At 62.1% G+C, this 12847-nt stretch carries 13 protein-coding genes; 6 read left to right on the top strand and 7 right to left on the bottom strand.

What is annotated here, in order from left to right; genetic code table 11:
- Positions 1 to 11 precede the first annotated feature (11 nt).
- The 3 genes from Q4S41_RS03375 to Q4S41_RS03365 all read left to right on the top strand — a co-directional run bounded on the left by Q4S41_RS03375 (position 12) and on the right by Q4S41_RS03365 (position 2594).
- On the top strand, positions 12 to 839 hold the full coding sequence (locus Q4S41_RS03375; RefSeq protein WP_305029688.1) for a hypothetical protein: 828 nt from the start codon (positions 12 to 14) through the stop codon (positions 837 to 839).
- Between the two features lie 148 nt (positions 840 to 987).
- A complete protein-coding gene (rlmF, locus tag Q4S41_RS03370) occupies positions 988 to 1977 on the top strand; it encodes a 23S rRNA (adenine(1618)-N(6))-methyltransferase RlmF (RefSeq protein WP_305029687.1) in 990 nt (329 codons plus the stop codon).
- Between the two features lie 116 nt (positions 1978 to 2093).
- Positions 2094 to 2594 (top strand): cold-shock protein, encoded by a 501-nt coding sequence (locus Q4S41_RS03365; protein WP_305029686.1) that lies wholly within the window; start codon positions 2094 to 2096, stop codon positions 2592 to 2594.
- A 184-nt stretch (positions 2595 to 2778) separates the two neighbouring features.
- Here Q4S41_RS03365 and Q4S41_RS03360 read toward each other — a convergent pair whose 3' ends face one another.
- The 3 genes from Q4S41_RS03360 to Q4S41_RS03350 all read right to left on the bottom strand — a co-directional run bounded on the left by Q4S41_RS03360 (position 2779) and on the right by Q4S41_RS03350 (position 4858).
- A complete protein-coding gene (locus Q4S41_RS03360) occupies positions 2779 to 3054 on the bottom strand; it encodes a hypothetical protein (protein WP_305029684.1) in 276 nt (91 codons plus the stop codon).
- A 51-nt stretch (positions 3055 to 3105) separates the two neighbouring features.
- Positions 3106 to 3504 (bottom strand): hypothetical protein, encoded by a 399-nt coding sequence (locus Q4S41_RS03355; protein ID WP_305029683.1) that lies wholly within the window; start codon positions 3502 to 3504, stop codon positions 3106 to 3108.
- A 145-nt stretch (positions 3505 to 3649) separates the two neighbouring features.
- Positions 3650 to 4858: a hypothetical protein gene (locus Q4S41_RS03350; RefSeq protein ID WP_305029682.1), complete on the bottom strand. Its 1209-nt coding sequence runs from the start codon at positions 4856 to 4858 to the stop codon at positions 3650 to 3652.
- 347 nt (positions 4859 to 5205) lie between these two features.
- On the opposite strand from Q4S41_RS03350, the gene Q4S41_RS03345 reads away from it, so the two are divergent.
- Positions 5206 to 5580, top strand: a complete 375-nt coding sequence (locus tag Q4S41_RS03345; protein WP_305029681.1) for a DUF805 domain-containing protein — start codon at positions 5206 to 5208, stop codon at positions 5578 to 5580.
- A gap of 59 nt (positions 5581 to 5639) precedes the next feature.
- Here the strand turns inward: Q4S41_RS03345 and Q4S41_RS03340 are convergent, their stop codons facing one another.
- Positions 5640 to 6773: a putative sensor domain DACNV-containing protein gene (locus Q4S41_RS03340; protein ID WP_305029680.1), complete on the bottom strand. Its 1134-nt coding sequence runs from the start codon at positions 6771 to 6773 to the stop codon at positions 5640 to 5642.
- A 155-nt stretch (positions 6774 to 6928) separates the two neighbouring features.
- Between Q4S41_RS03340 and Q4S41_RS03335 the strand changes: the two genes are divergently transcribed.
- On the top strand, positions 6929 to 7774 hold the full coding sequence (locus tag Q4S41_RS03335; RefSeq protein WP_305029679.1) for a DUF5694 domain-containing protein: 846 nt from the start codon (positions 6929 to 6931) through the stop codon (positions 7772 to 7774).
- A 31-nt stretch (positions 7775 to 7805) separates the two neighbouring features.
- On the opposite strand, the gene Q4S41_RS03330 is transcribed toward Q4S41_RS03335, so the two are convergent.
- Entirely contained in the window at positions 7806 to 8393 is a 588-nt protein-coding gene (locus tag Q4S41_RS03330) for a YdeI/OmpD-associated family protein (protein ID WP_305029678.1), read from the bottom strand.
- A gap of 112 nt (positions 8394 to 8505) precedes the next feature.
- Here Q4S41_RS03330 and Q4S41_RS03325 point away from each other — a divergent pair, with 112 nt between their 5' ends.
- Positions 8506 to 9018 carry a nuclear transport factor 2 family protein gene (locus tag Q4S41_RS03325; RefSeq protein WP_305029677.1) on the top strand — a complete coding sequence of 171 codons (513 nt, stop codon included), beginning with the start codon at positions 8506 to 8508 and terminating at the stop codon, positions 9016 to 9018.
- Between the two features lie 439 nt (positions 9019 to 9457).
- Here Q4S41_RS03325 and lpdA read toward each other — a convergent pair whose 3' ends face one another.
- Both lpdA and Q4S41_RS03315 read right to left on the bottom strand, forming a co-directional pair.
- Positions 9458 to 10864: a dihydrolipoyl dehydrogenase gene (gene lpdA / locus Q4S41_RS03320; protein ID WP_305029676.1), complete on the bottom strand. Its 1407-nt coding sequence runs from the start codon at positions 10862 to 10864 to the stop codon at positions 9458 to 9460.
- Between the two features lie 146 nt (positions 10865 to 11010).
- Positions 11011 to 12675 (bottom strand): M1 family metallopeptidase, encoded by a 1665-nt coding sequence (locus Q4S41_RS03315; protein ID WP_305029675.1) that lies wholly within the window; start codon positions 12673 to 12675, stop codon positions 11011 to 11013.
- Positions 12676 to 12847: the final 172 nt, after the last annotated feature.

Raw genomic sequence — 12847 nt, 5'->3', positions numbered from 1 at the left:
TTAGCTTCCGAATGAAATACCTGTTCCTGCTTCTTTGCCTGTGGCTGCCGGCCGCCGCCGCCACGGCCCCGCCCCTCGCGCCGCTCCAGATTGCCGAGCGGTTTGTGGCGCCCACGGGCTGGGCCGAGATGAAGGACTACCTCTGCTGCGAGGCCGCCGGCCAGGCCAAGCGCGAAACCCTGGGCCAGCAGATTCCGCCCCAATTGCAGCGCACCTGCCAGCTGGTGGCGCAGGGCGACAGCACCGCCGTGGTAGCCGTGGAGTTGCTGGGGCCCGCCGAGCGCCGCGACTTCTACCTGCACTTCGCCAAAGCAGGCGACGCCTGGAAGCTGCAGGCCATCCGCAACCTGGCCATGACGCACCTCGGGCCGCCCATGGTGGAGCTGCTTTCGAATTTGCCGCCAGCCGAAGTGGCCGACTACGACCGCAAGCACCCCGACGCCAGCCACGCCTTCACCGTGGGCAACCTGCGCCTGTGGACGGCCGCCGACGCCGACATTGCCGCCCACTTCCGGAAAAACCGGGCCGATTTCCGCAAGGTGCTACGCTTGGTGCAGGCAGGAAAGTACTTTACACCCGACAGCGCGGCCACCGGCGAAAAAGCCGCCAATGCCAACCCCGCCGTGCACGCCCTGCTCCGCAAGCTGTTTCTGAGCCGCGTGACGCGCCGCGAAACCGGCTGCGCGAGCTGCCTGGAGTTCGTCATCGGCGGCAAGGTGAACAGCACGGTGGGCCTGCTCTATCAGGCCGACCGCGCCCAACTGCCGGCCATGACGCCCGAGCACCTCATCGTGCTCAAGCCGCTCGGCGATGGTTGGTATTTGTATAAGACGACGTAGCAGTAATGTGTCGCTGGAACGTCATGCAGAGCGCAGCGAAGCATCTTTACCGCCACAAGTAACTCAATTCGTGTAGTCGTCACTGATTAGTGGTGGCGGGCAAGATGCTTCGCTGCGCTCTGCATGACGCTCTATTGTGTGTTCTCTCATGAAAAAACCCAACCCCGCCCCCGCTCCCATCGCCCCCACCGAAAAGGAGCAGCTGCACCCGCGCAACCCGCACCGCGCGCCCTATGATTTTCCGCAGCTCAGCCAGGCCAGCCCGGCGCTGGCGGCCTTTGTGCAGCCAAACAAATTCGGCAACCTGTCGATTGATTTTGCCGACCCGGCCGCCGTGAAAGCCCTCAACCGGGCCTTGCTGAAGCAGTTCTACGGCATCGAGCACTGGGATATTCCGAAAGGCTACCTGTGCCCGCCCATCCCCGGCCGGGCCGATTACGTGCATTACCTGGCCGATTTGCTGGCCGAAAGCAACGGCGGCACCCTGCCGCCCGGCGAGGACATCACGGTGCTCGACGTGGGCGTGGGCGCCAACTGCATCTACCCCATCATCGGCCGGCGCGCATACGGCTGGCACTTCGTGGGCTCCGATGTGGACGGCGTGGCCGTGCGCGCCGCCCAGCAGATTGAAGCTGCCAACCCCAGCCTAGCCGGCGCCATCGAGGCACGCCTGCAGCCGGCCCGCACCCGCATTTTCGACGGCCTCATTCAGGCCGGCGAGGTGTTCGACCTGACGATGTGCAACCCGCCCTTCCACGCCTCGGCGGCCGAGGCGGCGGCCGGCACGCAGCGCAAAACAGCGGCCCTGGGCACACAGCGCGGCCCGCGCCCCACCCTAAATTTCGGCGGCCAGAACAACGAGCTGTGGTGCGAGGGTGGCGAGGCCGGCTTCATCCGGCGCATGGTGCAGGAAAGCGGCCGGCGGCCCACTTCAGCTTACTGGTACACCTCGCTGGTGTCGAAAAAAGAAACGCTGCCCGGCGTGTACCGCGCTCTGCAAACGGCCGGCGCCACCGACGTGCGCACCATCGAAATGGCTCAGGGCCAGAAGAAAAGCCGCCTCGTGGCCTGGACTTTCCTCAAGCCGCAGCAGCGGGAAGCCTGGCGAAAAACGCGCTGGAGCGAGGCCCGCGACTAAGCCCCGCGGAAAGGCTCCGAATATTGCGTATCTTCGTGATAATCCACTCCGCAGCGGGGCCGCCTTTCCCCCACCAAGCCCCGCCGCACCACCGAATTAGCAACAAAACAAATACTATGGGTAGGTCTCAAGAGACATTTGGTAAGAAAGACAACGAGAAAAAGCGCGCCAAGAAGAAAACCGAAAAGGAAGAGCGCAAAGCCGAGCGCCAGGCCAACGCCAAATCCGGCGCAGCGCTGGAAGAAATGTTTGCCTACGTTGACGAAAACGGCAACATCACCTCCACCCCGCCCGACCCCACCAAGAAGCGCGTCATCAAGGACGAGGACATTCGCATCAGCGTGGCCAAGCAGGAAGACCGGGAGCCCGAAGACACGATGCGCTCCGGCTCCGTCACGTTCTTCAACAGCTCGAAAGGCTACGGCTTCATCCGCGACGCGCAGAGCCAGGAAAGCATTTTCGTGCATGCCAACGCCTTGGGCGGCATCACGATTAATGAGAATGACAAGGTGACGTTTGAGGTAGAAATGGGTCCCAAAGGCCCTAATGCTGTGCGCGTACGCCTGGGCAGCCCCACGCCGCCCGCTGCCGCGCCATCTGCTCCTGCCGCCGAATAACGAAATTTGAGAACACAAAAAAAGGCTGACGCTCCCAGAGCGTCAGCCTTTTTTCGTGTTTATGTTGGCTGGAAAGAAGTGGCACGTCCTGCAGAGCGCAGCGAAGCATCTCGCGTGCTTCAACTTAATTAGCTCATGCACGCGAGATGCTTCGCTGCGCTCTGCAGGACGTTCTAAATATTATTTAAGCGTTGCCGTCCATGGCGGCCAAGCTTTCTTCGGCGGCCAGCGCGTTGGAGGTGGCGCTGGTGGCGGGAGGCGTGGCATCGATGGCTTTGGCGGCGCGGCGCTTGGAGAGGTAGCTCAGGCCCAAGGCCACCAGGGCCGCGCCGCCCACTACTTTCTGGGTGGTGCTGAGCTTGCCGAGGGCTTTGCCTTTGCCCAATTTCTTGAGCGACTTGGTAGCGCCGCCGAGCAGGGAGGTTTTCTTGGCGGCTTTGTTTTTCTTGGTCTTTTTCATGGTGCCTGGTTGGTTTGAAGGAAGTGGACGCGCCGGATGAGTTCCGGGCGTTTAGGATTCGGAATCGGGGGCTGGCTTGAATTTGGGAATCTTGCGGGGCTTGCGGTGGGCCGGGGTGTCTTCCGTTTCACCCAAGAAACTATCAGCCAAGCGCTTGAGCGGACCCGGCTCGTCGGAGTTGGACGCGGAGTCGGGCGCTTCGGACGAATCCTGGGTGGCCAGGTAGGTGAGGCCGGCGGCTACCAGCGCAATGCCGCCCACCAGCTTCTGGCCGGTGCTGAGCTTGCCGATTTCCCTGGTCACCTTGCGGAATTTCTTGATGGACAAGGCGGCAACGTCCAGAATATCTTCCGAAGCATCGCCCTTCTTGTGCTTCTTCTTTTTGTCTTTGGCCATGAGGAGGTGGGGTAAAACAACGGTTTCGAGGAAGAACTGCAGCGGGAAGGCCATGGCGGGTGTGCGGAGGCATACCGGGGCACTGGCGCGGCCGGCGAACTAGGGTATTCGCAAGCTGCGGCCAGAATGTTGCCGTTTTATTTTTGGTGGTTCCGCTTAGCCGCGCTCACCGGCTGCTCCTGGGCTTGTGCGTCTTGGCTTAGGGCTTGCTCTCGGCCAGGCCCTTATCAATCAGCTGAAACATCGGGTTATCCGGCTTTGCCACTTTTTTCAGCTCGCGCTGGGCGGCCAGAAAGTGGGGCCGCGCCAGCTGCGGGCGCCGGAGCTGCATGTTGAGGATGGCCACGTAGAAATGCAGCAGGCCCTGGGCGCTGGGCTTGGCTGGGGCCGTGGGCAGCTGGCTGCTGAAAAAGGCCTCGGCTTCGGCCCACTGATTTTGGGCCTGGTAGATGTCCATGATGTCGGAAAACATCTGGTCATCGGCCGGATTGAGCTGGTAGAGCCGGGCGGCCCAGGTGGGGGCGTCCGGGGCGTGGGTGCTCACGGCCAGCTCCAGCAGGTTGCGCAGGGTGGCGTAGTGCTGCGGCTGCAGGTCCAGGCTTTGCAGCAGGGCTTTTTTGGCTTCGGCGGGCCGCTGGGTGCGCTGGTAAAGCGTGCCGAGCAGGCGGGCGGCATCGGCCTTCATTTCGGGGTCGGTGTAGAGCCGCAACGACGTTTGCGCGTAGGGAATGGCCCGGGCCGGCTCCTTGAGCAGCATGAGGGCGTAGGCCAGGTTGTAGGGCGAATCGGGGTACTGCGCGTTCAGGGCAATGGACTTCTCGAACGGCGCGACGCTGGGCTGGGCCCGCCCCTGCGCCAGGTGCGCGTAGCCCACGGCGTAGTAGGTCATGAAATCGCCGAGCTGGTGCGCGTGGGCCTGGCTGTAGTGCGCAATCACGAGGTCGAGCAGTTGGGCTTCGGTTTTATCCTGCTCGCCGCAGTGGCAGAGCACGGCCCGGTAATAATAGTCGCCGAGGCCCTGGCTGAGGCGGTAGTCCTGGGGGAAGCGCTTCTGCAGCTGCGTCAGCGTTTTAGGGATGTCGAGCAGATGCGTGCTGTACTGGCCTTCTTTGCCGCGCAGCCGCTCCACGGTTTCGCCGGGTGCCAGGTCCTTCAGCCCGAAGGCTTGGAAGTTTATGGCAATGAGGTAGTACCGGAGCAGCAGCTTTTCCTTTTGGAGCACCACCTCGGGCTGCTGGTTTTTGGGGTCGGCTTTGTCGAGAATCTGGTAGGCCGATTCGTATTTTTTCTCTGCCTCCAGCTTGGCGGCCTGGGCCAGGGCAGCGGCTGGTGTGACGGCTTGGCTCAGCGCTGGTTGGGCTAGCAGCACCAGGGCCACAAACCACGCAAATCGTATGAAGAAAAGCATTGGGCAGGAATTGGAAAGAAGTGAAGGCAAGGGGGGGCTAAGCTACTTAAATATCGCTCAGCAGCAACGCCCGCAGTTGTGCAGCCAGCGCGGGTCAAACGGCGAATCGGACCTGTTGAATAGGCACGTCAACCCGGCATCTGTTCCCCCGACGGCCGCATCAAATTTTCCCCAATCAGGGTCTTGGCACCCATCATTCACTCATTACCTTGTGGGCCATTTGCCTGGCGCCGACACTCAACCGTGGCTTCGCCCAAGCCTGATGGGTGGAGTCCAGAACCCACTTGAAAAAACGGGGCGTCACCGAAAAGCCTTACGAGTAGGAAATGCCTACCCTCATTTTTTCCATGGATTATTTTTTACTTGCCTTAAAGAAATACGCCGTGTTCAGCGGCCGCGCCCGCCGCAAGGAATACTGGATGTTCGTGCTGTTTCAGTTCCTGCTCAGCATTGCCGCCGCGGTCATCGACGGCATGATGGGCTCGTCGGTTGGAGTGGGCACGGGCGTCCTTTCCATTCTGCTTGGGCTGGCCCTGCTTGTGCCCGGGCTGGCGGTGTCGGTACGCCGGCTGCACGACGTGAACAAGAGCGGCTGGTTTTTGCTCATTGCGCTGGTGCCGCTGGTGGGCGCCATCTGGCTGCTGGTGCTCGACGTGACCGAGGGCACGCGGGGCGACAACGACTACGGCCCCGACCCCAAAGCAATGGAGCTGGCCTACTAAACCACGATTTAACCATCGGCAAAAAGGCCGAAGCTCGTTGAGCTTCGGCCTTTTTTACGTCACAGCAGCAGCACGTCGATGCGGTGGGCATGGACCAGTTGCAAGTCATCGGACCACGCGAAGACCGTGAAAAACCCATCCACCGACGCGACCAGCGCAATGGCGTCGTGCTGGTCGTGCACGAACTGGGCGGCGGCCAGATGGCGGGTGCCGCCGTTGCGGGCCGGGTGCAGGTGCCGGGGCTCGCTGCCCACCACTGGCTCCGTGAGCACCATTTGCTCGACGGGCGTGCTGGTGTCGGCCCGCGCTACTTTGGCTCCGAAGGCCAGCAGCGTGTATTCACGGGTGATGACCGTGGCCCCGTCCACGGCCGTGAAGCCGCCCACGATGCCGATGTTGCGCCGCAGGCTGGCCTGCCACTTGCGCCTGGACTGCCCCGGCCGCTGCACCGCCCGGATGCCGGTGTAGGCCGGGGCCACGGGATAGTTTAGGGGCTGCACAATGGAGGTTTGCCACCGCTCCGAGCCAGGCGGCACCACCAGCACCAGGCCGCCGCGGCCGTGGGCGCGCATGGCGGCGGCCAGCTCCAGCAGCACGTTGTCGGTTTCGCCGGTGTCGGGCGCGGGCAGGCTGCGGCCGGGCAAAAAGGCGCGCAGGGCCGCGCAGTCGCTCAGGCCGCCGTCGGTTTCGTCGATGAGTTGGAGGTGGTCGCCGCGGAGCACGGCTACGTTCACAAACTTGCCGAAGCCGCCGGCGCGTCGGTGCTTCACCACCAGCAGGCCGGGCTCCACCACTTCGAGCACGAAGCACAGCGGCGGCACCCGCGTGGCCGTGCCCCACACGTAGAGGCCGTCGGCGTCGTGCCACACGCCCAGGTGCAGGCCGGGCTGCTCCACGGCGGGCGCCAGTTTGAGCAGGTTGGCGGGCGTGAGGCGGCGGCGCTGGCCAAATACCAGCGGCTGCCGGGCCTGCTCCAGCGGCAGCAGCGCCAGCGAGATGCGCGGCGAGTAGCCTTCCTCACGCCCCAGGCTGGCCCAGAACGCCACGTCAATCACGGCTTCCACCCACTGCGCTTCGGGCGGCGAGGCCAGGCGCTTTTCGTCCTCCACACTGGCGGCGCGGTGCCGCGCAAAGTGGGCTTCGACCATGGGGGCCGCCATGCGGGCCGTGAGGTAGGTGGGTTCGGAGAGCATAAGGACAAAAGTATTTACTGGGCAAAGCAACCGGGTTGCGCGTTGCGGCATTTACCGGCCCAGGCGGTAGGTTTGGCCCCGGAAGACTGTTTGCCCGGCGCAATAGTTTTGCCCGCAGCCGCGCCCCCCATTTCCTCCTTCCTTTTCACTGCCCCATGAAACACGTTTTCTTTTTGCTGCTCGCCTGCCTCGCTGCGGCTACCGGCGCGGCCCAAACCCGGCCCAGCGACATTCTGCTGCTGGGCACCTTCCACTTTCACAACCCCGGCGCGGACGTCGCCAAAACCAAGACCTTCGACGTGATGACCCCCAAGGTGCAGGCGGAGCTGGAAACCATCGCCCAAAAAATCAACGTTTTTCACCCCGATAAAATCTTCGTGGAGTGGCCCTGGGATGAGCAGCCGGAGCTGGACAAGCTCTACACCGCCTACCTCGGCGGCAGCTACGAGTCGTTCGTGAGCACCACCTACCCCGCGAAGCGCCAGAATTTCTTTCTGAAAAATGAAATTGTGCAGCTCGCTTTCCGGGCGGGCAAAAAGGCCCGTCTCACCCGGGTTTACGCCCTCGACTACACCAAAACCACCTTCCCGTTCGACAGCGTGCTGAAGGCCATGCAGACGGCCAAGCAGACGGCCTTGCTGCAAAAGTCGCAGGATGCCATCAAGCAATACGAAACCAGCCAGAATCAGAAGCTCGAAACCTACAGCCTCACGCAGCTGCTGCTCGACGCCAACAGCCCCGGGGAGTTGGCCCGGAACAAGGGCCTCTACCTCGAAATCCTCAACCGGGCCGGCAACCCCGATAATTTCGCGGGCGCGTTCCTGGTGTCGGAGTGGTACCGACGCAACCTATACATGTATTCGTTGGTGCAGAAAAATATGACGGCCCCGGACGGCAAGGCGCTGGTGCTGGTGGGTGCGGGCCACGCCGCCATGATGCGCGAGTTCATCGCCGCGGACCAACAATTCCGGTTGAAAGAGCTTAAGGACGTGCTCAAGTAAGCCCCGTACCGCACGGTTTCAGGGGTTTTGGTTATTCCCGGTCGAAATTCGCCCGCTTGCCCAGCGCCGCCATGCGCACGGTTTCGGCCACGCGGCGGGCGCGGGTTTCGGGCTGCTTGGCGCTTAGTACCCAGGTCAGAATCTGCTTGCGGGCGGAGGGCGAGAAGGCGGCGAAACTGGCTTGCGCGGCCTCATTAGTCGCCAAAGCAGCGGCCAGGTCCTCGGGCACCTCACCGGCTTCGGCGGCGTCGAGGCTTTCCCAAGCACCGTTCTGCTTGGCGCGGGCAATGGCGGCGCGGCCAGCGGGCATGAGCTGGCCGGCGGCTTCGAGGCGCGCCAGCCGCTCCTTGTTCACCTTGCTCCAGCCGCTGCGGGGCCGGCGCGGCGTGTAAAGCTGCTGCGACCGTGCGGCATCGAGCTTGCGCGGGTGCGAGTCAATCCAGCCGAAACAGAGGGCTTCCTCCACGGCTTCGGCGTAGCTCAGGCTGGGCAGGCCGCTGCCTTTTTTGCCGTACACCAGCCATACGCCGGGGGCGCTGGCGTGGTGCGCGGCCAGCCATTGCCGCCACTCGGCGCGGCTGGCGGGCTGGAACTGGGGGTGAGCGTCGGGGCTGGGCATTGGAGGAGTTGTATGGGCAGAAGCGGCCGGTGGGAGTGGCAATGCAAGATGTCTATTTTCTGTTTACAGCCGGCAGGCGCGGCTATATTTAGTCCGACAATTACCATCTTTTATGCGTCGCATCCTCGCCCTGCTCTTATTGCTTTCGGCCTTTACCGGCGCCACCGCCCGCGCTCAAAGCACCCCGCGTAAGGCCGGGCTGCCCCCGCCAACCACCACCCCCGCTTCGGAACCGGTCGTCAAGGACGAGCTATACCAAACGGTGGCCCGGCTGGACACGGAAATGTTTGCTGCCTTCAATGCCCACGATGTGAACAAGCTCATGGCCTACTTCGCCGATAACGTAGAGTTTTACCACGACAAAGGCGGCCTGAGCAACTTTGCCCAGACCCAAGAAGGCTTCACCCGCCTGTTTGCTCAAAGCCCCGACATCGCCCGCACGCTGGTGCCGGGCACCCTGGAGGTGTACCCCGTGAAAAACTACGGGGCCTTGCACATTGCCACGCAACGCTTCTGCCACGTCGAAAACGGCCGCAACGACTGCGGCAACTCCAAGTTCGTGATGATATGGCAGCAGCAGGCCGGCACCTGGAAAATCACCCGCGTCGTGAGCTACGACCACTGAGGGAAGGTTTGTGTGGCGGGCGTCCAGAAGCCGCTGACGTTGCTTGGGAGGCGATAGGCAGCTAAAAACAATGTTCTGATGCAAAAAGAGGCTGAAACTCCTATAGCTTCAGCCTCTTTTTGCATTTCTGGTGCAGGGCAGAAAATCAAAACTTGCGTTTGCGCCGAGCCACTGCCCAAAAGAGCAGCAGAAACGCTTCCGTTCTAATAGTAGCCAATGCTATCGGCTTGGCATATTCGGAAGGACAGAGCGGGCACGGCTTCGATTTGGCCAAACACGGCTCACATTGTGTACTGTGGTAGCGGTTCCATTGATAGCTACCGAAGCTGGCGGTGAATAGCGCCAACGCTAAGAATATTTTAGTTATCCCTGTCATAAAAACGAACCGCCGTAGCGACCAAGGTAGCTACGGCGGTTTGTTTTAAAATGAAGATGGGCATTACATGTGGATGGCCCGGTTCTCCGTCGCCGCCAGGCAAGCCTCTTTCATGGCCTCGGCGTAGGTGGGGTGCGAGTGGCTCATGCGGGCCACGTCCTCGGCGGAGGCGCGGAACTCCATGGCGGTCACGGCTTCGGCGATGAGGTCGGCGATGCGCGGCCCAATCATGTGCACGCCCAGGATTTCGTCGGTGGTTTTGTCGGCCAGCACTTTCACGAAGCCGTCGGTGTCGCCGCTGGCGCGGGCCCGGCCGCTGGCTTTGAAGGGAAAGCTGCCGATTTTGTAGGCCTTACCCTGCTCCTTGAGCTGCTCTTCGGTATAGCCCACGCCGGCCACTTCGGGCCAGGTGTACACCACGCCGGGGATGAGCAGGTAGTTGATGTGCGGCTTCTGGCCCACGATGGTTTCGGCCACAAACACGCCTTCTTCTTCGGCCTTGTGGGCCAGCATGGCGCCGCGAATCACGTCGCCGATGGCGTAGATGCCGGGCACGTTGGTTTGCAGGTGGGCATCGACCTTAATGCGGCCGCGCTCTTCCATTTCCACGCCCGCGGCTTCCAGGTTGAGGCCGGCAGTGTAGGGCACGCGGCCCACGGCCACGAGGCAGTAGTCGCCTTCGAATTTCACCTCCTCGCCTTTCGGGTTGGTGGCGGTCACGGTCACGCTGTCGCCCTCGCGGGTGGCGCCGGTCACTTTGTGGCTCAGGAAAAACTCGATGCCGATTTTGCCCAGCACGCGCTTCAGCTCCTTACCCAAGCCACGGTCCATGGTCGGGATGAGCGAATCGAGGAATTCAATGACCGAGACTTTCGCGCCGAGGCGGGCGTACACGGAAGCCATTTCAAGGCCAATTACGCCGCCGCCAATCACAATCATGTGCCGGGGCACTTCGCGGATGTTCAGGGCCTCGGTGCTGGTGATGATGCGCTCCTTGTCCTGGGCGATGAACGGCAGCACCGTGGGCTTGGAGCCGGTGGCGATGATGACGTTTTTGGTTTCAATCTGCTGGGCCTCGCCGCCGGCGGTGGGCGCGATGCTGATGTGCGTTTTGTCGATGAACGAGCCCACGCCGGTGATGACGTCGATTTTGTTCTTCTTCATAAGGTAGGCAATGCCGTCCACGTTGGCCTTTACCACGCCGGCCTTGCGGTCAATCATGCGGTTCATGTCGACGGTCAGGTTTTCCAGCCCGATGCCGTGCTCAGCAAACACCGAATGGGCGTTGTGGTAGTGCTCGGACGAGTCGAGCAGGGCCTTGCTGGGGATGCAGCCCACGTTGAGGCAGGTGCCGCCCAGGGTGGGGTATTTCTCGATGAGGGCCGTTTTGAGGCCGAGCTGGGCGCAGCGGATGGCCGCTACATAGCCGCCCGGGCCGGAGCCGATGACGGTGACGTCGTATTGATTCATGAGGAAGTATTCGATGATTGTACGCTCGGGCGAAGGTACGGCACAGCGGCGGCGGGTGCGGTGGTTTTTTGTAGCGTGGACTCTGCGAGTCCGCGCCCGGGCGAGGCGGCCCTAACGATGCGCGGACTCGCAGAGTCCATGCTACATCAGTCAACCAGCACGCCGATGTAGTAGTTGAAGGTGTCGACTTCCAGCGTTTCGCGGGTAGCGCCGGCCAGCTCCTTCATCTCTGCCCAACGGGCGGTGGGCTTGATGAACTGGTACTCGCCGCCTTTCAGCCGCACGCGCACCGGCATATCAAACTTCTCCACCTCGCTCACCCAACGGGCCAAGGTTTTGCCATCTTCGAAGCGGATTTCCAGCGTGGGGATGCTGGCGTGGCGCAGGTATTGGTCGAATATTTTGGTGAAATCCCGGCCGCTTTCGCGGTTGATGTAGTCGATGATTTGCTGGCCGGTGACGGTCTGGTGGTAGAAGGTGCTGGAGAGGCCGCGCAGGATTTGGCGCCACTTGGCGTCGTCGTTCAGCACAATGCGCAGGGTGTTGAGCATGGCGCTGCCCTTGTCGTACATATCGCCCGAGCCTTCCTTGTTCACGCCGTAGGGGCCGATGATGGGCTCATCGTTCTGGATATTGCGGCGCTGGCCGTGGATGTATTCCTGGCCGGCAGTTTTGCCGAATTGGGTTTCCACGAACAGGGCTTCGGAGTAGGTGGTGAAGCTTTCGTGCACCCACATATCGGCAATGTCCTTCGTGGTGATGTTGTTGCCGAACCACTCGTGGCCGCTTTCGTGGATGATGATGAAGTCCCATTTGGTGCCCCAGCCGGTGTTACTGCGGTCGCGGCCGAGGTAGCCGTTCTGGTATTTGTTGCCGTAGGCCACGGCGCTCTGGTGCTCCATGCCGAGGTGCGGTGCATCCACCAATTTGTAGCCATCCTGGTACCATGGGTAAGGGCCAAACCAGGCTTCCATCGATTTCAGCATGGGCTTCACGTTGGCGGCGAACTGACTTTTGGCTTTGGCCAGGTTCTCGGGCAAAACCCAATAGTCAAGCGTGAGCGGCCCTTTCTCGCCCTGATAGAAATCCGAGAAGTGCTGGTAGTCGCCCACGTTCAGCGCCACGTCGTAGTTGTTGATGGGGTTGCGCACGGCCCAGTCGAAGCGGGTATAGCCATCTTTCAGCTTGGTGGTTTTGCGCAGGCGGCCGTTCGAAACGTCCTTCAGGCCGTTGGGCACGCTGATGCTGATGAGCATGGAGTCCACCTCGTCGGCCTGCTGGTCTTTAGTGGGCCACCAGATACTGGCGCCCGTGCCCTGGCAGGCAGTGGCCACCCAGGGCTTGCCGGCGGCATCCTGCGTGAAAACCATACCGCCGTCCCAAGGGGCTTTTTTAGCCACCGTGGGGTTGCCGGAGTACTGCACCGTGAACTCGTCGCGGCTGCCCTTGGCAATGGTTTTGGGGAAGGTGACGAACACCGCGTTGGCTTCGCGGGTGAAGGGTACATCCTTGCCTTTGTAGAGCACCTTCTCCACTTTTAGATTGGCAAAGAGGTCGAACTGCAGCCGCGTGAAATCCTGCGTGGCGGTGAAACGGAAGAGGTTGGAGCCGCTGATGAAGCGCTGGGCCGGGTCCATCTTCACGTCGAGGTGGTAGTAGTTGAGGTCGTAGCAGGCGCGGAGCGGGCCGTTGCCGCCGCGCAGCGAGTCGGCGCGGGTGTAAGCGGCGGGCTTGGGCTGCAGGAGCTGCGCGGTGGCCGGCCGGAGCGCGCCCGCCAGCAAGAGCAGCACCAAAAGGAGTTTCTTCTTCATGACACAAAGCAACAACGGGCGGCAGAAATAAGCGCCCGGCCCGGCTGGAACCGAAAAAATCAGGCCGTCATGCTGAGCGCAGTCGAAGCATCTCTACTGTGCAACTAATCAAGACTATTGCAACGAAGCGGTAGAGATGCTTCGACTGCGCTCAGCATGACCGTTTATTCTG

Source organism: Hymenobacter convexus, from assembly GCF_030580955.1.
Lineage (GTDB): Bacteria > Bacteroidota > Bacteroidia > Cytophagales > Hymenobacteraceae > Hymenobacter.
The sequence above is the reverse complement of the archived record's forward strand: the minus strand, read 5'-3'. Positions and strand labels throughout refer to the sequence as shown.